Origin of the sequence: Tahibacter aquaticus (assembly GCF_004363655.1) — a bacterium.
Classification (GTDB): Bacteria; Pseudomonadota; Gammaproteobacteria; order Xanthomonadales; family Rhodanobacteraceae; genus Tahibacter; species Tahibacter aquaticus.
The window spans coordinates 106,113-127,230 of record NZ_SNZH01000020.1; the positions used below are offsets into that span (position 1 = coordinate 106,113).

The 21,118-nt window shown below is 63.8% G+C and carries 21 protein-coding genes and 1 tRNA gene; 13 read left to right on the forward strand and 9 right to left on the reverse strand.

Features of this window, described 5'->3' with window-relative positions; genetic code table 11:
- Positions 1–192: 192 nt before the first annotated feature.
- The 3 genes from DFR29_RS30585 to DFR29_RS25110 are packed head-to-tail and all read right to left on the reverse strand — an operon-like array spanning position 193 to position 3,037.
- Entirely contained in the window at positions 193–1,086 is an 894-nt protein-coding gene (locus tag DFR29_RS30585) for an SOS response-associated peptidase family protein (protein ID WP_133821394.1), read from the reverse strand.
- 15 nt (positions 1,087–1,101) lie between these two features.
- Entirely contained in the window at positions 1,102–2,394 is a 1,293-nt protein-coding gene (locus DFR29_RS25105) for a Y-family DNA polymerase (RefSeq protein WP_133821395.1), read from the reverse strand.
- A 43-nt stretch (positions 2,395–2,437) separates the two neighbouring features.
- A complete protein-coding gene (locus DFR29_RS25110) occupies positions 2,438–3,037 on the reverse strand; it encodes a LexA family protein (RefSeq protein WP_133821396.1) in 600 nt (199 codons plus the stop codon).
- Between the two features lie 205 nt (positions 3,038–3,242).
- Between DFR29_RS25110 and DFR29_RS25115 the strand changes: the two genes are divergently transcribed.
- Positions 3,243–4,163, forward strand: coding sequence for a DUF72 domain-containing protein (locus DFR29_RS25115; protein WP_133821397.1), 921 nt, complete (start codon positions 3,243–3,245; stop codon positions 4,161–4,163).
- Positions 4,164–4,217: 54 nt separating this feature from the next.
- Here the strand turns inward: DFR29_RS25115 and DFR29_RS25120 are convergent, their stop codons facing one another.
- Positions 4,218–4,484, reverse strand: coding sequence for a hypothetical protein (locus tag DFR29_RS25120; protein ID WP_133821398.1), 267 nt, complete (start codon positions 4,482–4,484; stop codon positions 4,218–4,220).
- A gap of 280 nt (positions 4,485–4,764) precedes the next feature.
- On the opposite strand from DFR29_RS25120, the gene DFR29_RS25125 reads away from it, so the two are divergent.
- On the forward strand, positions 4,765–5,043 hold the full coding sequence (locus tag DFR29_RS25125; protein WP_133821399.1) for an HU family DNA-binding protein: 279 nt from the start codon (positions 4,765–4,767) through the stop codon (positions 5,041–5,043).
- 228 nt (positions 5,044–5,271) lie between these two features.
- Here the strand turns inward: DFR29_RS25125 and DFR29_RS25130 are convergent, their stop codons facing one another.
- Complete coding sequence (locus tag DFR29_RS25130) at positions 5,272–5,547, reverse strand: hypothetical protein (RefSeq protein WP_133821400.1); 276 nt, start codon at positions 5,545–5,547, stop codon at positions 5,272–5,274.
- The gene (locus DFR29_RS25135) at positions 5,544–5,822 is read right to left on the reverse strand and encodes a hypothetical protein (RefSeq protein WP_133821401.1); all 279 of its coding nucleotides are present in this window, start codon (positions 5,820–5,822) and stop codon (positions 5,544–5,546) included. Before DFR29_RS25135 ends, DFR29_RS25130 begins: the two co-directional genes overlap by 4 nt.
- A 376-nt stretch (positions 5,823–6,198) precedes the next feature.
- Between DFR29_RS25135 and DFR29_RS25140 the strand changes: the two genes are divergently transcribed.
- Positions 6,199–6,690 (forward strand): methyltransferase, encoded by a 492-nt coding sequence (locus tag DFR29_RS25140; protein ID WP_133821402.1) that lies wholly within the window; start codon positions 6,199–6,201, stop codon positions 6,688–6,690.
- A 30-nt stretch (positions 6,691–6,720) separates the two neighbouring features.
- Here the strand turns inward: DFR29_RS25140 and DFR29_RS25145 are convergent, their stop codons facing one another.
- Complete coding sequence (locus DFR29_RS25145; protein ID WP_133821403.1) at positions 6,721–8,610, reverse strand: LVIVD repeat-containing protein; 1,890 nt, start codon at positions 8,608–8,610, stop codon at positions 6,721–6,723.
- Between the two features lie 607 nt (positions 8,611–9,217).
- On the opposite strand from DFR29_RS25145, the gene DFR29_RS25150 reads away from it, so the two are divergent.
- Positions 9,218–9,442, forward strand: coding sequence for a hypothetical protein (locus tag DFR29_RS25150; protein WP_133821404.1), 225 nt, complete (start codon positions 9,218–9,220; stop codon positions 9,440–9,442).
- 35 nt (positions 9,443–9,477) lie between these two features.
- Here DFR29_RS25150 and DFR29_RS25155 read toward each other — a convergent pair whose 3' ends face one another.
- Together DFR29_RS25155 and DFR29_RS29425 are read right to left on the reverse strand one after the other, a co-directional pair.
- Positions 9,478–9,663 (reverse strand): hypothetical protein, encoded by a 186-nt coding sequence (locus DFR29_RS25155; protein ID WP_133821405.1) that lies wholly within the window; start codon positions 9,661–9,663, stop codon positions 9,478–9,480.
- A gap of 68 nt (positions 9,664–9,731) precedes the next feature.
- Positions 9,732–9,831, reverse strand: a tRNA-Val gene (locus DFR29_RS29425).
- A gap of 723 nt (positions 9,832–10,554) precedes the next feature.
- Between DFR29_RS29425 and DFR29_RS25160 the strand changes: the two genes are divergently transcribed.
- The 9 genes from DFR29_RS25160 to DFR29_RS25200 all read left to right on the forward strand — a co-directional run bounded on the left by DFR29_RS25160 (position 10,555) and on the right by DFR29_RS25200 (position 21,087).
- The gene (locus DFR29_RS25160) at positions 10,555–11,652 is read left to right on the forward strand and encodes an MraY family glycosyltransferase (RefSeq protein ID WP_166654326.1); all 1,098 of its coding nucleotides are present in this window, start codon (positions 10,555–10,557) and stop codon (positions 11,650–11,652) included.
- Complete coding sequence (locus DFR29_RS25165; protein WP_208113715.1) at positions 11,645–12,439, forward strand: tyrosine-protein phosphatase; 795 nt, start codon at positions 11,645–11,647, stop codon at positions 12,437–12,439. The genes DFR29_RS25160 and DFR29_RS25165 overlap by 8 nt, the downstream gene beginning before the upstream one ends.
- Entirely contained in the window at positions 12,430–13,179 is a 750-nt protein-coding gene (locus tag DFR29_RS25170) for a polysaccharide biosynthesis/export family protein (RefSeq protein WP_133821407.1), read from the forward strand. The genes DFR29_RS25165 and DFR29_RS25170 overlap by 10 nt, the downstream gene beginning before the upstream one ends.
- Positions 13,180–13,240: 61 nt before the next feature.
- The gene (locus tag DFR29_RS25175; protein ID WP_133821408.1) at positions 13,241–15,505 is read left to right on the forward strand and encodes a GumC family protein; all 2,265 of its coding nucleotides are present in this window, start codon (positions 13,241–13,243) and stop codon (positions 15,503–15,505) included.
- Positions 15,506–15,517: 12 nt separating this feature from the next.
- On the forward strand, positions 15,518–16,912 hold the full coding sequence (locus DFR29_RS25180; protein ID WP_133821409.1) for a J domain-containing protein: 1,395 nt from the start codon (positions 15,518–15,520) through the stop codon (positions 16,910–16,912).
- Positions 16,909–18,222, forward strand: a complete 1,314-nt coding sequence (locus DFR29_RS25185; protein ID WP_133821410.1) for a tetratricopeptide repeat protein — start codon at positions 16,909–16,911, stop codon at positions 18,220–18,222. Before DFR29_RS25180 ends, DFR29_RS25185 begins: the two co-directional genes overlap by 4 nt.
- Positions 18,223–18,281: 59 nt before the next feature.
- Complete coding sequence (locus DFR29_RS25190) at positions 18,282–18,749, forward strand: FecR family protein (RefSeq protein WP_133821411.1); 468 nt, start codon at positions 18,282–18,284, stop codon at positions 18,747–18,749.
- Positions 18,750–18,853: 104 nt separating this feature from the next.
- Positions 18,854–20,203 carry an O-antigen ligase family protein gene (locus tag DFR29_RS25195; RefSeq protein ID WP_133821412.1) on the forward strand — a complete coding sequence of 450 codons (1,350 nt, stop codon included), beginning with the start codon at positions 18,854–18,856 and terminating at the stop codon, positions 20,201–20,203.
- Positions 20,200–21,087, forward strand: coding sequence for an FkbM family methyltransferase (locus DFR29_RS25200; RefSeq protein WP_166654327.1), 888 nt, complete (start codon positions 20,200–20,202; stop codon positions 21,085–21,087). Before DFR29_RS25195 ends, DFR29_RS25200 begins: the two co-directional genes overlap by 4 nt.
- The last annotated feature ends 31 nt before the right edge of the window (positions 21,088–21,118 follow it).

Consider the following 21,118-nt stretch of genomic DNA (forward strand, 5'->3'; position numbering starts at 1 on the left):
CCTATGACTTTGAAAGTCGAAGTTCGGAAACAGCAACGCATTTCGAAGGCGTCTCGCCGGATCCTCGATAAGCCTGCCTAATCGTCCACTCTGCCGCTTGACCGAGCAAACTCTCAGGGCGCTCCTTGTGCAACGCAGCATCGGAATCTCTTCTTCTCCGACCAAGCTAGCGGCTTTTGATGCATCCTGCACTCACACTGCGTGGAACAAGCTTCGAACGAGAATACGTGGCGAAAACCGGTTTTCGCTCCTATCTCGGGACCCACTATCGTTGATTTGGTGTGTGACTGACGCGGTCTGAATGTCTGGGTCGCCCACTACGCCAGTGGAGAACGTCTTCGGCCAGCACAACGCACAGATCCAAAAGTGCGCATGACTACATGTCCACTGGGGTCGCTCAGATTGACTGGTGGAGTGCGGTCGGCTGGGATGGCTTACCAGCATCGAGCTAGCTCGATCGCCCCCTTCCCCGAATTCCTCGCTCCGCGACCGGTGGCTTGCCTCTGCGAGAAGTCCCCTCGCCCGGTCAGGGTCTTTCCCTACCCAGGTCCCAGCATCCCGCGGGTTGATCACGATCGGCCCGTAGTGCCCGAATCGTTCGGTGTTTTCACGCCAGGACGTCACAAGGCCAAAAGTGCGAATCACTTTCCCCTCGGCGTTCTCGAAACGGCTGAAGACGCCGGCCAAGGCAACGGGGTGTGCGGGCGGCTTGCACGCGGTCGGCAGGCCCTGCACCTCGGCGAGCCATCCGGTTGCCGTCACCAAGCAGCGCCACGAGCGAGCGGTGCTCGCCCACAGGGACTCAAACGGTGCATGGGTCAGTCGTTTCGCCGGCAACCCAATCCACCGCACCGCAGTAGCCCGCCGAGCTTCTCCTTTCGTCCCCGGTGGCACCAACCCCCAATCGGCGCGCACGACCGCCGGTCCCTGCGCCGCACCGACTAGGATGAACGCGCCAGCCAATGGCCGCACTACGCGGCGCCCCGAGGGCAGCACTGAGCGCGCCACCGCCTCCCAAGAGCCCGCTCGCTCCGCAGCACGGGTCGCCGCCGGGTTAGGGTCGGGATCGATCCAGAACGCGAGCACGAGGGCTCCTCGCGGTTACGTGCGCACGGTGGGCAGCTCTGCCCACCGCGTCGTGTAGGCCGAGGACAACGCCAGCCGACGCATGTGCCAGACTCGCTCGCCGGCCAAGCCGGCGGTCCCGGGCGCGATCGCGCCTCGCCCCCACCGCTGGCTTGCCGCATCCAGTACTTCGCTCAGCCTCGCCCGCTTGGCGTCATGCTGGGGCTGATCCTCGAACAACCCGGCCTGCCGAGCCCTGCGCGGCGCCAGCTCCAGCAGCCGGACGCCGACCTTGTGGTAGCGGAGCCCTGGCCGGTGTATGGCCCGGACCAGGCGAACCGCTACGGCGACCAGGTGGAGCACGTCGTCAGTCGCCGCCGGGAGGTTCTCGCTGCGCACGGGGTGGTGCTGCGGCTCGCCGGGGGTAAACCGGTTTGTCTCCAGGAATACCTCAATCCTCCCCGTGACCGCGCGTTCGACGCGCAGCTTTTCCACGGCACGAACGACGTGCGCGCGAGCGCTCTCCAGTACCGGTTCGAGCTGCGTCGTCGGTTCGCCGAACGAGCGCGCCGACTGAATCTGACTTTTGGCCGCCGGCTGGTGTTCGATTTCCAGGCACGCCTCGCCCCGGAGTTCGCGAACAATCCGTTCCATGACCACGGAAAACCGCTGGCGGAGGCTGGCCGCGTCGGCGTCGCGCAGATCGGCGACCGTATAGATACCCGCCTCCGAAAGTTGCGGCACCAACCGTCGACCAATGCCCCAGACGTTCCCCACGTCGATATCGGCCAACAGCCCGCTCAGACGCTCGGATCGCAGACGCGTCAAGTCGCAGACGCCACCCCAAGCGTCCTGCTTTTTCGCGATGAAGTTCGCGAGCTTCGCGAGCGTTTTCGTCGGGCCAACGCCCACGCAGACCGGCAATCCGCACCAGCGGCGGACCCGCTCCCGAATGGTTTTCCCTAGCTCGGTCGCATCAGCCTTCGGCTGGCCGCTCAGATCGAGGAAGCATTCGTCGATCGAGTAGACCTCAAGATCCGCGCGGGGCACGAACTGGCCCAGCACCTCGACGACCCGGCGAGACAGGTCCCCGTAGAGCACGTAGTTGCTGCTGAAGGCAATCACGCCGTTCTGCTCGGCGATGCTACGACAGTGGTGCCACGGCGCAGCCATCTTGATTCCCAGCGCTTTGGCTTCGGCCGAACGGCTGACCACGCACCCATCGTTATTGCTAAGCACGACTACCGGCTTGCCCTCGAGCGCTGGTTGGAATAGCCGCTCGCAGCTCACGTAAAAGTTGTTGACGTCGACCAGCGCAATCCGTCGCATACCTCACCTCCCCGGCCGATTCCCGGCCGAACCAGCCGAACGCCTAGAGCTTGTGCAGCACGCGCGTCGCCACGCCCCAGATCTCCAGGGTTTCGCCAGGAGCAACAATCCGTTCGGGGAAGTGCGGATTTTCCGAAACAAGCACCGGCTTGCCGCCCCTGATACGCAACCGCTTGATGAGCAGTTCGCCGTCGACCGCGGCCACCACCACGGAGCCGTCGGTCGGCTCCAAGGCGCGGTCCACGACGACTTCGTCTCCGTCGTGGATGCCGGCTCCGAACATGCTCCAACCTGAGGCCCGGACGATAAACGTCGCTGCCTCGTGGCCTTTCCGGATCAGGTGGGCGTTGAGGTCGATGGTGTCCTCAACGTAATCGTCCGCCGGCGATGCGAAGCCGGCCGGGACCCGATAGCCCATCAGAGGCACGTGAACCTCACGGCCCGGCTCGGTCCGCCGCATGTTCTGGGCTCGGACGCCCTCGTCCTCAAGCGCTTTTTGCTCCCGGTAGGCCTCGAGGAACGCAACCACCGCCGGCACTTGGCTCTCCGGCACACGCACGGGTTGTGTGGATTCGCCGAAGGTGCCGGATCCGGGTTTGCGACCGGCACCGGGGCGGGGACCGCCGTGGAGAGGGGGTGTCATGTTCGGAACTCGCTTGATTGCTGTGCGGCAATCAAGACTACACCGTCCACCGACGGACGGCGCGCGGGATCGACGGTGAAAAACCGTAACCACCGTGGTGGCTGGGATACCTGATCGGCCAAGTGTCTGTGTGGGAGCCCGGTCGGCACCAGGCGTCCGGAGCGTTTGCACGCCGCATTAAGGTCTGGCCGTTCAGCATAGCCCCATGGGTGAGATCCTCGTGGGCACGGCGAGCTGGACGGACGCGACGCTCATCAAGTGCGGGCGGTTCTATCCGCGCGGCTGCAGCTCTGCCGAGGCCCGCCTCCGGCACTACGCCGAGATTTTTCGGCTGGTCGAGGTGGATTCGTCGTACTACGCCTTGCCCAGCATCCGGAACGCGCAGCTCTGGGCGGAGCGCACGCCCGACGACTTTGTTTTCAACGTGAAGGCGTTTCGCCCCCTGACCGGCCACCAGACACCCCGGCGGGCGCTGCCCCAGGACATCTTGCGCGCCCTGAACCTCAGTGCCGACGGCGCCCCGCTCTACGCCTACACCTTGCCTCCGGAAATCGTCGACGAACTGTGGCGGCGCTACCTCGCGGCCCTGCAGCCGTTGAAGGACGCAGGCAAGCTCAAAGCGTTGCACTTCCAGTTCCCGCCCTGGTTCACCGCCAAGCGGTCGAACTACGCCTACTTGGAGGAAGTCCGGCACCGGCTGACCGGCTACTTAGTGGCCGTGGAGTTCCGGCACGAGAGCTGGATGACACAGGAGCGCCGGGACGCCACTCTGGCGTTCGAGCAACAGCATGCGTTCGTCAACGTCGTAGTGGACGAGCCCCAGGGCGCGCGCAACTCCATCCCGTCGGTTTGGGGCGTGACCAATCCGGAACTCGCGATCGTTCGGCTGCACGGGCGCAACGAAGCGACGTGGAACCTTAAAGACTCGACGTCGGCCAGCGATCGGTTCAACTACGACTACAGCGACGAGGAACTTGCCGCTTTGGCGGAGCCCATCCAGCAGCTAGCGCGCTCCGTGGTCCAGGTGCACGCGATTTTCAACAACAACTTCGAAGATCAGGGCCAGCGTAACGGGCAGACTCTGATGAAGCTGATCGGGGGCGTTAGGCGGCAAACGCGGATTTAAGTCGGGTACCGACGGACGTCGCCGTCAAAGCGCACGAGCAACGCAAAGCGCGGGCTACGCTGAGCTTTTAGGCGCCGTCAACGCGATGATTGCGCGACCGGCGCCGCCGGCAACGATCAGCGCCAGCCCCACAGCGACCGAACCACCAAACGCCATCAACGTCGCCCAGAACGAGTTGAGGCCCGCTGCCCGCGTCAGAGGGTCCGGTCCATTGATGAGCAGAACGACCAACTGGATCACGGCGATGAGGATAGCGAGAACGCCGACGACGCTGAGCCCGACTGCAGCGGCTGTAGCGATGCGGTAGTGGGTGCTGGCCATGACTGCTCCTAAAAATCGAGCCTAGAAACGCGACACCCCGCGGAACCAGGGGGATTCCGCGGGGTGCCGGTGACGTGGCGGAGTGTGGTGCCACACAACGCTTACGCGCAGAGCGGCTTGCGGGCGGCTCACCGATGCAGGTAACAGCTGACGGCACCCAGGTCGGTGCTCGCGCTCGAAGAGCCGGTCGCGGACTCCCGCGGCGTGTGCACGCGGTCGTGCTTTCACGGCGCGTGCAGGACGCCGTGCCATACTTTTCGACTTTTCCAGGAGAAACCCTATGAACAAGTCCGATCTGATCCAACGCATCGGCGAAGAACTCGACCTGCCCCGCGTGACGAGCGAGACCTACCTCAACGCCGTGTTGAACCAGATCTCCAAGGCGCTTGCTGCCGGCGAGTCCGTCGTCCTGCCTGGATTTGGCGCGTTCGAAGTCCGGGAGCGCTCGGCGCGCACGGGGCGCAACCCCCAGACCGGCGCCGCGATCGAGATCGCCGCCGCCAAAGCACCGGCGTTCAAACCGGGCGCCGCCCTCAAGAAGGCCGTGGCCGGCGTGTGAAATCCACTGGCCTGTGCGCCATCGGGCCGGCCAGAGTAAAACGGACGCGCCGCATGCCCGCAGGAACGCCGATGAGCCGCGCGTAATGCGTCGCGGCGCGTCCCGACGGAAACACAAACCGCGGCGTGCGACGTACGCCGTCGATCGCCGGCAGAGAAAGCGATCGGCCCGTTAACCAGGGGCAAGGCCGGCGGGCCGATCGCTGCGCAAAACGAACAGCGGGAAGGACTACGCCCCCTCAGCGCGCGGCGATACCGAAACGGGAACAACGCGGACAGTCGCCTGCTGACCCTTGCTCTGGTTGGATCGGTCCGCCTCAACGTCGGCCATCATCTGCTGCTTGAGCGCCAGCGCGAGATCGCCCATGGCGACCAAGTCCAGCTCGAGCTTCTCGACGCGCGGGAATAGTTCCTTCTCCTCTTCCCTCACGTGGTGCTCGACGTATTCCTTGAGCACCGTCACATGCGCGCGGACCATGGGCCGCGAGGCATCTTTGCCGTTCATGCTGGCGATGAGTCCGTGCAGCGTTCCGTGTTCCACCGTGGCTTCGCACGTGAGGTCTTCCCCCTCCTTGTCGAGCAACGGTAGGACGGCGGGATAAAAGGCGTCTCTTCGATCTCCGCATGGATGCTGAGGGCCTGACCGATCTGGCTGGCAAGTGCAGCCTGTTTCTTGGCGTTTCCGTCGGATTCGTCGAAGGCGGCGAACAGTGTTTCGACTTCGCGGTGATCGGCTTTCGACAGGTCGATGATGGCTGCTGCTGCAGGGCGCGTGGCCATGGTTGGCTCCGTTGGCTGGGGTGTCTGAGTACCTTGGCTGGTGGGGCGCCGCAGAAGTTGCGGCGCTCAAAAAACGTGTTGCTCGAACGTCGAGCTTGATCAGCGATTGCCGGCATCTGGGCTGTTCGGGGTGCCGTTCGGGTCGTCCTTGCCGCGCGAACCGTCGTCGCTGTCGGACTGGCCGGGCCGGTTGCCGCCGCCCTTGTTGCTGCCGGTGCCCTGACCCTGACGTCCACTCTGATACTGGTTACGAACCGATGACCAGATTTCGGTTATCGCCGGCGTAGTAGCAGAATCGCTGACTGTGACCCTTCAAGCCTGCAGCGGAGTTGGCAGCGAAACCGCCAGCAATTCGGGCTAAACGGTGACCGTGGCCATGGCCGAGCACTACCTGGGCCGTCCCATCCGCAACGTGCTCGACGTGGGCGGCGGCGAAGGCGCCTGGCAGGCGCCACTGCATGCCTTGCGGCCGGATGCGCGCTACCTGGGCCTGGATCCCAGCGAATACGCCGTGTCGCGCTGGGGCCGCACGCGCAACCTGCGCCTGGCCACGTTCGCGCAGCTGGCCGAGCTGCGCTTCGACGAACGCTTCGACCTCATCGTCTGCGTCGATGTGATGCTTTACCTGCGCCGCAGCGAACTGCTGCGCGGCCTGCCTGGCATCGTCGAGCAGCTCGAAGGGCTGGTCTTCATCAAGGTCTATACCAGCAAGGACACCCTGGTCGGCGACATGGAAGGCTTCAAGCGCCGCAGCCCGCAGTGGTACCGCCAGACCTTCGCCGAAGCCGGCCTGCTCTCGGTCGGCTCCATGGGCTGGGTGGGCCCGCGCCAGGCACCGTGGACGACGGCGATGGAAGCGGCCAGCTGACCCCGTCGCCGGCCGCCGCCGGCGCGGCGTTCAGCGCTCCAGGCCGTCGGCGAACAAGCGGTCCAACTTAAGTACCTGGATGCCGTTGGCGATCAGGTACAGATGCGCGTCGGCGCTGACGCGTGGCCGCGAAGAGCCGATTGGCAGCTCATGCAGCAGCTGCGGCTGCGACGGATCGCTCAGGTCCCACTCCTGCAGCTTGGCAGCCCTCGACACGTAGAGACTGCGGCCGTGCATCTGCGTGCCGTTCAGGTATTGGGCGCCGATGAGCGCGCGCAGCTGCGGCTGCGTCGGATCACTCACGTCGACGATCTGCACGTTGCCCTGGCAATGCATGGCGGCCAGCCCGCGGCGTGCGTCGACCTCCAGGCCGAAGCCGAAGCAGGTCGTCACACGACCGAGCAGCTGCGGCGACTGCGGTGTAGAAATGTCCATAATTAGCAATTCGCCCTGGCCGACGCTGGGGTTGCCTATCGCATACAGCCGGGTTCCCTGCACGACGAGATGGTCCATGTCCGGCACGGGCACGCTGGCAAGCTGCACCGGCGCGGCCGGATCGCGCAGGTCGACGATGGCCAGACGATACGCGCCGCTACCGACGTAGTGAGCGGCATGCAGAATGCCGCCGCGAACGGCCGCAGACTGGATCTGCGGCACCGACCAGGAGCCCAGTACGGTCAGATTGTCGTCGCTGCCTATCGACGCAACGCCGATCGTGTCCTGGCGCCGAAAATAGGCGCGGTCGCCTTCGATCGTGAAAGCTTCGGCGCCAGCCTGCTGTCCGTTCAGCAGCAGGTTCTGCCGGCTCAGGCGAACGAGGCTGTGGCGGTCGAGCACGTGGACCGAGAGATAGTTGGGCACGAACAGGCGATCGCCACGAAAGACGATGTCTACGACGCTGGTTACCGACGGCAGAGAGGCCGTACCGGTCAGCGTCGGCGTCGTCGGCCGGGTCGCATCCAGCCGCTGCAGGTCGCCGCTTTCGTAGCCGAGCAAGGCGTGCGTGCCGCTGCGCTGGACCAGCAGCGGCAGCCCTGCGCCCGCGACGAAGGGTACCGTCGCGGATATCACCGGCTGCGTTGGCGTGGTCAGGTCGATCACCTGGATCTGGTCACGATCGATGTTCCAGGCATGGCCGTCGAGCAGCAGCGACAGGTCCGTGGGCAGCGGTGTGCTGGTAGAGACCGGCTTTACGTTGGCGGGGTCAGCGATGTCGAACACGCCCAGTGTCTCGCCGAAGGCGAACGCGTAGTTCCCTGCGATATCGATACGGTTCCAGGCGCCGCCGAGGAGCGAATTGCCCAGCGACAGCGGCGACAGCGGCGCACTGAAGTCGAAGGCGCCGACCGTGGCATAGCCGAAGTCGTCGAGACCGGAAAAGTACAGTCGATCGCCGACCAGGGCGACGCCGTCGTAGGGCGCGGAGACTGTGCTGACCTGCTGGAACGTGAGGTTCTGCGGCTGCGCCAGGTCTGCGGCGAAAATGCCGTCATAGCGATCGAATACGTACAGGCGCTGGCCGATCACCCGCATCGTATTGAGTGCGAAATACGGACCCGGGTGGTACTGCGTGGAGCCCAGCAGCACCGGCTGCTCGGGATCGGCGAGCGAGTACACGGCGATGCCCGATTCGGGTTCGGCGCGGTAACCCGCGTAGAGATAGTCCCCATGGCGTTCCAGCGCAACGATGAAGCCGCGTAGCGGCTGTGTGCGCGTGTCACCCAGCGCATTGATCATGCCTGCGCCCTGCCTCCACGCGGTGACCGTGCAGCCCGTGGAAAGGTAGAACACGTCGCCATGTTCGGCGGTCGCCTGGATCCCGCCGCCGCGCGCCAGCAGCAGCTGGGGCGGTGCGGTGGGTTCGGCGGCAGCGGCGGCGCACAGCAGCAAGCCCAGGGCCAGCAACGCAAAGTATTTCATCGGGTCCTCCTGACCGAAAGGGAGAGGCGTATTGCGCCGGATCGAGCGCGTTCCTCTGCGGATAGGACGCACAGGCAGCACGGATTCCCCCAAGGCGGGGCAAAGGTTGCAGCGCCTGGCGCTCCTGGACCCGCCGATACGCCGGACGCGAGTTGATCTCGCGAATCGGACGCTGATCGGCTGTATCGGCCAGCCAATGGCGTAGCTCGGTGTTGGCCAGATCGATGGTCAGCGCCACATAGGCCGCCTGCAGCCGAGTGATCAGCGGGTATCCAGAAGCACTCGCGAAAAATGGCGAATGAAACGCTCCACCTTGCCCTTGGTCTGGGCCCGATACGGCGCTCACAACTTCGGCTCAAACCCGTAGATCCTGGCCTGGTCCCACAGCGCCGCATGAAACCGGTGCAGTCCTTCACGGGGGCGAACTCGCGGCGTTCCAGAGATTTTTGGGCACCTATGCGTGGCAGCAGCAGATCCACTTTAGCCGTTAGATCTAGGCACTTTCGCATTTTTACCTGTAATGAAGGCGCCCGTTTTCGTTACACCTTGGCCGACCCAGTCTCTTACGCCGGGAATACACTTCGGGCCGACATCCCGGAGGCAGGCCATGCTGCTGAACATCGACAAGCCCACCAAGCAAGCGATCTTTCACCCCCTTGGCGCCGAGTGCGCCCACGTCCCCGATCCCCTCGGAACCGAGCACGAGCTAATCGGCCGCATGGGCCGCGACGGTGGTTGGTTCGAGGCGGCGACGCTGGCCGACGCCCGGGCAACTACGTCGCGCGAGGCGCCGGTGCTCGAGGCGCAAAGCTGCCACTACTGCGGCGGCTAACGGCAACTGTGTTTCAGAGACTCAGTAGAGCGGAATCACGAGCTTGACGGCTCGCGCCCTAGTACAGCCACACCGCTGAAATAGGCCATCCACTTGCCGAAATAGTGCTCAGCGCGCGCGATCAATGATTGAGAGGCCATGGCGATCACCGCATACCGGGGCGCCAAATGTATACCGCCGAGCACGCCATAGAAAAAGGCCGCCACTGGCGCCCCTTTCAAGATGCTGTCCCTATGCTGTCTTAGGACTGCAGGGCGGACTTCACACTGTCCATACCCCCTGATTTAAATGGTGGGCGGTACAAGTTTCGAACTTGTGCCCCCTTGCCGTGTGAAAGCAAAAAGCACGCCCTACCCCCAGACTATCTGCACCGCCGCGCCTACCGCAACACGACCCACGCCCCGCCCCAGGAGCCTTGCGGCAATCATGAGCACGGCCGCTCGTTGATCACCAGCAGCGAACAAGCTCCCGAGACCGACCTTTACAGGTCTCATGTCGGACAAAATGAATGGCGTGGCCGAGCTATGGTCGCATTGGGGTCATAGTCTGGCCATTTCGGCCAAACTATCGTCACAGCCACATGCAGCGTTGGCCCGCGCGGTGGCGTTGCGTTAACAAGCGGAGCGCGCAGGCGGCGTAGGCGCCCGAGGCATCAGGGATTGCAGCCTGATGGACGAGACTCGTCACAGTGGCGCGGGCAGAGCCCGAGACCGCGACGGCGGAACACAGCAGACAACTAGACTGTCGATGGGGATCGCAGCGAGGGGTCGGCTATTCCCGTTCGATGGGACGAACAGACCGGAGAGCCCGGCATGGTCACGCACGCCGCTCTACGCAAGGTATCAACCACTGCTTCTGTCGCGCCCTCTGTTCAGAACACTAGTGCTGCGGCGCTACTTGGCGCTTCGTTTGTGAGGGCTCTTTCTTGCGTCCTCTGGTGCCAAGAAGGAGCACCTGCTCGCCTAGACGAACGCCTTATGCCTTCACAAGACTCACACATTTCCCCAATGCCGCGAAACTCCGAGACATTCGCAACAGATGAATCACTTGTAAATATACATTTGTGATACCTTTGGCCATCGCCCATGGCACTGCATTGGGGAGCACATCCAATGACGTTGACTGCGTGGATTTGGGCTCTTGCGGGCGTCATGACTACAGCAGCGATCGCCCGGCTGCTAATTCCGTGGGCTCACAAGCATTCCTTAGTTGATACACCCTCTGGACGTCACGATCATAGCGCACCTACGCCGGTCGTCGGCGGCATGGCCATTTGGCTTGGCGTCGCCGTGCTCGGGCTGGCTGGAGCGAGCACGGTATCAAGGGGTTTTCTCGCTTATTTGGCCGCTAGTGCCGTGCTCATCGGCGTCGGTGTCCTGGACGACCTACGCAACCTGCCTTGGCGTCTGCGATTGTTCTTTCAAGCCTTAGCGGCGTTGATTTTATTTCTAGGCGACACTTATGCGCGCAGTGTGGGGAATCTGCTGGAGCTGGAAGCTTGGGCTCTGCCTTTCAGCATTTTTGCGACGATAGGCGTAATCAATGCCGTGAACATGATAGATGGTTCGGATGGCCTTTCCGGAACGCTGGTGGGGATCGCCCTAGCCTTTTTCGCCATCGAAGCCACGCAAGCCGGCGATCACACTTTGGCGGGTCAGCTACTGCTGATGCTGGGTTGTGTTGTCGGATTTCTGCTGCTTAATCTGCGTTTTGGAGGCCAGCAGGCGGCGCGCATCTTTCTGGGTAATTCGGGAAGCGCCCTGCTTGGCCTCACTGTTGTCTGGGCGGCGTTTGAACTCGCCAGGATTCCCGGGCAGAGCTCGGCGGGTATCCTGGCGCCGTGGGTCGTAGCCATTCCGCTGATCGATTGTGTAGTACTGGTGTTTCGACGCCTCCTTGCTGGAACCTCGCCATTTCAGGCGGATCGCAATCACATTCATCATCTGCTGCGCGATGCCGGCTACACTCCACAACGCATTGTCGCGCTCGCCGCAGTGTTGTCGCTGACCGCAGGCGGCATTGTCAAATTATGGCTCATCGTCGCTTGGCCCGAATTGCCGCTGGTGCTCGTTTTCCTGCTCTTCATAGGCATACACTTCTTATGGAGTCGCAGACGCGAACACGCGGTGGCGCAGTTGCGGCGCGAGGCACCTGTCGCCTATCCGAACCACGCAAGGTCTGTGTCCATGTCACAGGATTTGCATGATTGATCTGCACTGCCACCTGCTACCCGGCATCGACGATGGCTCCGCAGATCTGTCTACGTCGCTGGCAATGGCTCGCGCTGCCGTCGCCGACGGCATCCGCGTCACCGCATGCACACCGCACATCTACCCTGGCCTGTATGAAAATGTTGCCGATGGCATTCGGGCCGCCACCTGGCGATTGGCCCAGGAATTGCGCGATCACCACATCAACCTGAGCCTGGTATGTGGGGCAGATATCCATCTGGTTCCCGGCCTGCTTTCCAGACTGCGCGACGGCAGTGTGCCGACGCTCAACAATTCGCGCTATTTTCTGCTTGAGCCGCCACATCATGTGGCACCACCGCGATTCGAGGCATCGGTATTCGAGCTGATGATGGCGGGCTACGTGCCAATCATCACGCATCCAGAACGCCTAAGTTGGATCGAGACACATTATTCAGTAATGCAAAGGCTGGTCCATCGCGGCGTCTGGATGCAGGTCACTTCCGGATCCCTGGCCGGCCGCTTCGGCAAACGGCCGCGCTATTGGGGGGAACGCATGTTGTCCGAAGGATTGGTTCATCTGTTAGCCACCGATTCGCACGGCATCCGCAAGCGACCGCCGCTCCTCGCTGAAGGTCGCGACCTAGCGGCCCGCCGCATCGGCGACACCCAGGCCGCGATGCTGGTAGATGAGCGGCCCCGCGCAATACTCATGAACATGCCACCTTCCGATGTGCGGGCACCGCAGCCCCCGGCCAGAGCGGAAAGCTACTGGCGTCGAATGCAGGAGATGTTGCCGTGGCGTTGATACAGCGGGGCCGTTCAATCTGGCGAAGATGGTCCGGCATTCTGATCCTGTTGAGCAGCGCCTATTTGCTTAGCGGATGTGGTGCCCCGAACGTCCGCCCGCACGAGGCAAGGCCTGTAGCCCGCAGCGGCACCAACAGCATGCCTCCACCGGATTCCATAGATGCGGAAGGCGAATACAAGGCTGCGTCTGAGTATCGCATCGGCGCCAACGATCTGTTAGAGATCAATGTATTCCAGGTGGAAGAGCTGGCGCGCACCCTGCGTGTTAATACACAAGGGAAGATTTCTCTGCCCCTCATTGGTTCTATCGACGCTGGCGGCATGACGGTAGGCGAACTGGAGCGGGAAATCGCTTCGCGCCTCGCGCAAAAATACATGCAGAACCCGCAAGTCAGCATTTTCGTCAAAGAGTTCACGAGCCAGCGCGTCACGGTCGAAGGTGCCGTACGCAAGCCGGGCATCTACGCCTTGACCGGGAAAACCAGCCTACTGCAGGCGCTGGCCATGTCCGAGGGACTAGATTCCTTGGCCAATCAGCAGGGCATTGTGATTTTCCGCGTGATCGGAGGGCAGAAGATGGGAGCGGTATTCGATATTGCAGCGATCCGCGCCGGCAGGATGGAGGATCCGCTGATCTACGGCGACGACATCGTCGTGGTGGATCAGTCGGGCCCGCGCACTGCGCTTCGCCGTTTTGTCGAATCCCTTCCCGTGTTCGCGCTATTCCGGCCATTTTGAGCGGCAACCGCGTGAACGGCGAGAAATCCCTGCACCGCTCCCAGGACGGGATGAGGGACTCATGAACAATCCGAATGCCAGCAATATTCCGGGTGGCGCCATCGCCCGGCGGCAATCTCCACTTGTACCGGCGCCGCCGGCGACTGCGCACCCGCCTGCAACGCCGCGGCCGTTGATACCCGTCCTCCGTGATGCGGACGATCCTGATACGGACGAGACCAGTGTACTGAGTTACTGGCATGTCCTGGTCAAGCGCAAATGGCTGGTGATAGCGGTGCTCGCCACTATCCTGCTGGTCGTGCTGGTGACAACCATGATCACGCCGTCAATCTACCGTGCCACGGCGACGCTGCAGATCGACCTCGATACGATCAAGGTGATCCAGGCGGAAGGTGTTACGCCCGGCGAGGGCATGAGTAGCCGCGACTACTACCAGACGCAGTACGAACTGCTGAAAACCCGTGCCCTGGCCGAACGGGTGGCGGCCAAGCTGCCGGAAAACCTTATGGTGTCGGTGCACGAAAGCCTTGCACCGGGGGCACTGTCGCGCCTGAAAGGCATGCTGCGAGGTCAACCGGCCGAGGACCCGGCCGCAACGACCATCGACAAGGACCGGCTGGCCGCCTTCGTACAGCAAAACATGCGCGTGGACCCGGTGCGCAACTCGCGATTGGTGCGCGTGCATTTCGACAGCCTGCAACCCGGCTTCTCTGCCACGATGGCCAATGCCATCGCCGATGCTTTCATTGCAGCCAACATCGACCGGCGTTTCGATGCCTCTGCCTACGCCAAGCAGTATCTGGAAGAGCGCCTCGCGCAACTCAAACTACGGCTAGAGGACTCAGAGAAACAGCTCGTCGAATTCGCCCAGCAGGAAGGCATCGTCGGTGTCGACGAACAGCAGTCCCCAGCGGCTCAGGAGATGCATCGCATCAACGAAAGCCTAGCAGCAGCCCAGCAACAGCGCATCGAGGCGGAAGCGAAGCTTCAGCGTACTCAGCAGACTTCGCCGGAAGCGTTGCCGGAAGTATTGCTCAGCACTATCGTCAGCCAGCTCAAAAACCGCCGCACCGAACTGACGAGCCAGTACCAGGACAAGCTGCGTATCTTCAAGCCTGACTACCCGACCATGATGCAGATCCAAGGCCAGATCGATGAGGTGGATCAGCAGCTTCGCAGCGAGATCAGCCGCATCAAGCAATCGGTAAAAGCGGAGTATGAAAGTGCTCGCAGCACGGAATCCATGCTAGCTGCGCGTCTGTCGGAACTGAAGCTGCAGATCCTCGACCTCCAGGGGCGCAGCATCAAGTACAACATACTCAAGCGGGAAGTGGATACCAACCGCCAACTGTACGACGGCCTGCTGCAGCGCTACAAGGAAATCGGCGTGGCCGGCGGCATTGGCGCCAACAACATTTCCGTGGTAGATCGCGCACGCGCGCCGCGCGGCCGCTACAGCCCAAACCTGACACGCAACCTCGCGCTCGGATTGCTGGCAGGACTAGCGGCAGGTGTGCTGCTCGCGCTCATGATCGAGCGCCTGGATGACACCATCAAACTGCCGGAAGACGTGGAGCGCCAGCTCGGGCTGGCGGTGCTTGGCGTGATTCCCCGCATCAACCAGGGCTCGCCTCTGGTGGAACTGAAAAACCCCCGTTCGGTTTTCTCCGAGTCCTACCGCTCGGTACGCACGGCGCTGCAGTTCTCCACCGATAGCGGCGTGCCCCGGACCCTGTTCATCACGAGCTCCACGCCCAGCGAAGGCAAGAGCACGACGGCGCTGACCCTATCGCTGCATTTTGCACAACTCGGAAAACGCGTGCTCCTGATCGACGCCGACCTGCGCAACCCCAGCTTGCATCATCTTCTGGCGGTGTCCAACGAGGCAGGCCTCAGCAACTATCTTTCCGGGGCAAGCCGCCCGCTGCGGTATCTGTGCCGCACGCGCGTGAAGAACCTCACCTGCCTGTGTTCCGGGCCGCTACCGCCCAACCCGGCCGAATTGCTGGCAGGCCCGCGCATGGTCAACCTGCTTCAACTGGCCGCGGCGTCCTTCGACCAAGTCATCATCGACGGGCCGCCGGTGCTGGGTATCGCCGACGCAGCCATTCTCTCCAATCTGTCCGACGGCACGGTGCTGGTGGTCGAATCCGGAAACACGCGGCGCGGCTATGGACGCGCCGTGCTCAAGCGATTGATGGCGGCACGCGCCCGCGTGCTGGGCGTGGTGCTGACCAAGCTTGATCCTCGCTCGCAAGGCCCAGGCTACGGCTATGGCTACTACTCGTATGAAGAGAGCACACCCAAAAGAATCGGCCGCGCCTGAGAGAGCTGCGCCATGAGCGACGCGGTCGACCTGATGCTGGGCGTATTCCGCGCGCCGGAGCGTTCCGCCCTTTTGCGTACACGCGAGCTGCCCGACGGCGTGCTGGATGTGATCCGAATCGCGGCCGGTGACGAACAAGCCATCGCCGCCGCAAGAGCCAGCACCGCACTCGACCATGCGGATCTCTGCACCGCTGCTGGCCTGCTGCTGCGGAATCTGTTCTTCTTCGACGGCGCGGACAGCTATCGCACCCTCGGCGTGCGCAGTGACGCCGATCCCGCCCAGATCAAAAGGCACTATCGCTGGCTGGTGCGATGGCTGCACCCGGATCGCAACCCGGACAGCATGCATGGCTTCTTCGTCGATCGCATCAACTGTGCGTGGAACTCGATCCGCACACCGGAGCGGCGCAGCAGTTACGATTTGAGCCTGCAGGCGACACCAGACGCCGGCGGGGCGTTGAAGGTCGTGAATACCGCCACACTGCTGCGGAAATGGACCGAGCGCTCGCCGATGCCTCTGCTCTCGGCCCGCGCAGTACGGCGGCTGCCGCAGATCATCCTGTTCTGTACCGGCCTCATCGCCGTCACCGCGTTGTGCTTGGTCGCGTGGATCCTGTCACTGAACACCGATCCCGCACAGCTTCCTTCGCCCACTTCCAGCACCCATCTCGCTGCATCGGTCGAACCGCCGGCAATGTCTTTGCCGACCGTGCTGTTCACATCGTCGACGGTGCCACCTTCCGCTGCTCCGCCTGCCGGTGTTTCGCCGTCGCCTGTCGCGGTCTCGCCGCTACAACTTTCCGGGGCAGAGCCCGCCCCGATGCCTGCGGCAATGCCGCTTGCAGCGGTAGCAGAACCCGCACCGCCAAAACCGGTCGCAACGGTCTCTTTCGGGAGCGCAGTGCCGGCACGGCCCACCAGCGCCCGCGCGACCACTGCGCAGCCCGACAGCCCGCCTGGGGTAACGCCGGCGCGGGAAGCAAATGCGTCCGCCTCCGCGACGACGCCCGGGCCAGCGGTGACTCAAGCCCGGACCGGCCTGTCCGACGGCGATCTGCGCGATTTCGTTGACCGCTTCCAGCACCTGTACGGGGCCGATGACGTAGAGCGCTTTCTTGCCTTGTTCAGCGCGCAGGCACAGGGCAACAACCGCGACTACGCCGGGCTCGCCAGCGACTATCGCCGCCTGTTCGAGCAGCGCCGGCGGCGGCGGCTGAACCTGTCGGAGCTGCACTGGGAAATCGACGGCGAACACGCCGCGGGCAACGGCAACTACGAAGCCTGGGTCGGCCCCAGCGCGGACAAACCGCAGAGCCGCACCCGCGGCCAGATCATGCTGCAGCTCACGCGTGAAGACGGCGGCGTGCGCATCACACGGTTGCACCACACGGTGACGGAATTGTGACCGCGCCTGGCACTGGTACCTACAAGCTCGCGGCGAAATCCGCGCTGCTGGCAGTAGCAGCATTGATAGCCTGGAAGGCGATCAGCCTGGGCCTGAACACGCGGTATCCGGTCGACTACGCGGCGCTGACGGCAAATCCCGACACTGACAATGCGGCTGTCGCGCTGGTCCTCGCGAGGCAAGCCGGGGATGCCGGGCCCGACAGCCGGGCGCAGGCTCGTGATGTGGTGCTCGGTGTCTTGGCGAAGCGGCCCGCAGATGGGCGCCTGTTTCGCGCTCTGGCCCAGCTCGACAAGGACAATCCGGAGTTGGCCCGGCGGCGCTGGCAAGCGGCGGCGCTGCTGCGACCGGCTGATGTGGAAACGCTGGCGTGGCTCGCCGACGACGCTGTCTCCCGCGGCGACTTCTCTGAGGCCCTGGACCACTGCGATGCCGTGTTGCGCGTCTCTCCGGCGCAGGCGCGGAACCTCTTTCCGATCCTCTCCACGTGGCTTCAAACCGGCGCAGCCACGCCGGCGCTGACCCGGACGCTGGAGCGGCGACCGCCCTGGCGGCGCTCCTTTATGGAATACATGGCAAGGGAAGGCGTAGAAAATTCCCTTTATACTTTTTCTCAAGTTGTACAGGCGCTGCGCAACAGCCCTGCGCCGGCGGATGCGAACGAAGCCCGCCCTCTCGTCAACCGGCTGGTGCATGACGGCGATTTCGAACGCGCCTACCTGCTGTGGCGATCGGTGCTGCCTGCCCTGCAGGCAAGCACCGGCATGCTGTACAACGGCGGCTTCGAAATGCCGGCCAGCGGCGCAGCTTTCGACTGGACCTTGCGCTCCACACAGGGGGTCGCCGTATCGGTGGAAGACGGTGGACCTGCCCGCGGCAACAGCCTGCGCCTGCGTTTTGGCGGCGTGCGTGTGGCCGAGATCGGCGTGGAGCAGACCCTGCTGCTGCCGCCCGGCGGCTACCGTCTTCTCGGCGAGGTTCGCTCACAAGACCTGGAGAGCGCCCAGGGCCTGGAATGGCGGATCTATTGCCTGGCCAAACCATCGCGCATGGTTGCCGCCGTGCCCGTCGCGGTGGAAAGTGATCGCGACTGGTCTGATTTTGACCTGGAGCTGGATGTGCCTGCCGACGGGTGCCCGGCCCAGCTCCTCCAGCTCACGACGCGCGCGCGCGTTGCGACCGAGCAGACGGTCAGCGGCACAGCCTGGTTCGACAATTTCCGTCTCGAAGCGCAAGGGTTAGCTGCTAGCCCGGCACCAGCGCTGCCGCAGGGCGGCCGTCGCCTTGCTTCGGCCTGGAACGGGAACTAGACTGCGATCAATTCGATACAATTTAGCGTTGTGGTATTTCCAGGACGCGGGAGGCCCGCATGAAAATAAGTCTCGTTTTCGCGCTCGCGTTGTTCTGCTCACCGGTTGGTGCCCAAACCGCATCACCGGATATCCCTGTAGCCACCGTTGCCGCTGTAAGCGGCGAGGTGATGCTGGCCCGGCACGCCCACATCGGACCTGCAGAACAGGGCGCTAGGCTCAGGCCCGGCGACCGTCTGATGACCATGGACCGGTCGGATGTGCTCATCGCCTTTGCCGATGGGTGCAGCCAGCGGCTGGCGGACAATTCGCTATTGGCGATCCGCGAGACCTCTGGCTGCGGCCAGTCCTCCGGACAGCCGCGCTCGTTCCGGCAGGCCATCGGTGATCCCGGCGGCGGTGCAGCTAGCGAGCCCCGCATGAGTAACGGCCAGAAAACGGCGGTGACCGCGGCCATCCTGATCCCTTTGCTGTGGCTGCTGGACCATAACCGCGACGACAATGACCGCGAACCGGTCAGCCGCTGATCCCATTGACTGTCCCGTCGGCGGGTCGCTCAGGCAGCAGGGCATTCTCACGCGATGCCGCGCGCGTTGAAGCGTTGGAAATTGCCTGCTGGCTGCTTTTGACGATGGCCGCGATGCTGGGCGGCCTGTCTTTTTTTTCCTGGCGCGACTGTGCGCTGGCGCTGCTGGCCGTGCCCGTGCTGGTGCTGGCGCTATGGCCGTTCCGGCACGTTCGCTCAGACATCCCAACGCGGCGGATGATTGCCTTGGTGCTGATTCTGAGCGCCCTGCCCCTGGCTTACCTGCTGCCCTTGCCGCTGGAGCTGGCAGCGCATCTGCCGGGCCGAGCTGTACGCCTGCAGGCCGCTATCGGTGAGCTGGGGCCTGGCCAGTGGACTGCCGTGTCGCTTGCCGCAGACGACACCTGGCAGGCTTGGCTCAAGTTCATCCCGGGCCTGGCCCTGTTCCTCGCAGTGCTGCGCCTGACGACTCCACAGCAGAAACGCCTGCTCAGCCTGATCCTCGGCATCGTGCTGCTGCAATCGCTGTGGGGCTTGGCACAGCTGTCGAGCGGCCTGGACAGCTGGCTCGTTTTCTACGGCGCCGACGGGCAAAACCGGGCCAGCGGCGGCTTCGCCAACCGCAATCATTTCGCCAGCCTGCTGATCCTCGGCTTGCCTCTGCTGGCCGTTTTGGCCTGCAGCGGTAACTGGGGCTGGCAACGTCCTGCGCATGTGGGCTGGCGCACGCTGGGTGTGTTGGGATTTCTCCTGGTGACGGTGGCGCTGGTAGCTTCGCGCTCGCGCGCCGCCGCGGGCCTGCTGATCATCGAAGGCTGCCTCTTCAGCGCCTGGCTGCTGCGTCACCGGCGCGTATCGCCGGGACTGCTCATCGGCGGCAGTGCAGCGGCTCTGGCTCTCACTGTGATGCTGCTTTTTGCGCCGACCCAGCTGTTCAGCGGACTCGAACTGGGCAATGCCGACGGACGCTTGGGCATCCTGCAGCGGTCGCTGGCGGCGGCGCTGGATTTTTTTCCAATCGGCGCGGGCCCCGGTACCTTCGGCAGCCTCTTCCCGGGCTTCGACACCCGGGACACCTTGGACAAGGTATATGTCAACCATGCGCACAACGACGCGCTGGAACTGCTGTTCGAACTCGGGGCCGCCGGCATCGCGGTCTATCTCGCTGTGGTCGCGGCGATTTCACTGGGTTTCTGGCGCCATGCGGTGCGCCGCGGCGGCGATGCCGTGCAGTGGGCCTGCGCGTTGGGGCTGTTCGCGCTTCTGGTACACGGATGGGTGGACTACCCGGTGCGTGTGCCGCTGGTGGCCATGGTAGCGTTGACGTTTCTGGGCGTGATGCTCGGGCCGGCGTCGCCACCCCGCGCGCGCCGCGCCGGCACGCATGAATCGTCGACGGTCCGACCGGCGCAGCCGAGTCACCCATCATCGCGCGCCAGCCGAACCGTCACGTGATCCATTCGCGACTCAGGCTCGCATTGCCCGCCTACCTGCAGCGGCGCTTGCGCAATGCCTGCGCGAGCTGGTTGGCGCGCGCAGGCACCGCTAGCGCGGCAGCGCAGATCGCCTGCTTTCCGCGCGACTACATCGGCAGGCTCATCGTCGCGAACGGACTTTATGACGACCTAGTCCTGCGCTGTCTTTTTGAAAAGACCTTCGCTGGCCGTCTGCAAGCATTCCGCACCGGCACGGCGCTGGATGTCGGGGCCAACATCGGCAATCACAGCACCTGGTTCGCGCACTTTTTCAAGCAGGTGGTCGCCTTCGAGCCCAACCCAATCTGCGTGCGGCTGTTCGAAGCTAGCGTCCTGATGAACAGGCTGCAGAACGTTACGCTGATAGCCCATGCGCTGAGTGATCACGACGGGGAGGCACTGTTGCACGCCAATCTGCACGGAAACCTGGGCGGCTCCAGTCTTTGCGAATCCGCCCAGGCCGGGGCCACGCAATCCTTTCCGGTCCGGCTTTTGCGCGGTGACGATGCATTGGCACAGGCGGCCGGCCTGCCGCCGGTGCGCCTCGTCAAGCTCGATGTCGAGGGATACGAACACGCGGCCCTGCGCGGACTCGAACACACCCTACGAAGCGACCGGCCGCTGGTAGTGTTCGAGAGCGCAGGCGCCCACGGGCCCGGCGGCAGCGTGTCGATCCTCGCTACGCTGCAGCGGCTGGGCTACCGGCACACCTATGTCGTGGAAAGCGATGCCGATCGGCGTTCCGGCCTCCTGCGACGGCTGCTGCAACGCATCGCGCGTGGCTACAGCCTCAACGTGGTGCATGTGGAGCAGCCGGAAGATCGTTTCCACAGCCACATCATTGCGTCCGTCGATGCGCTCTGATCGCATGCTCCTTCGTGGGATGTCGCCGCAG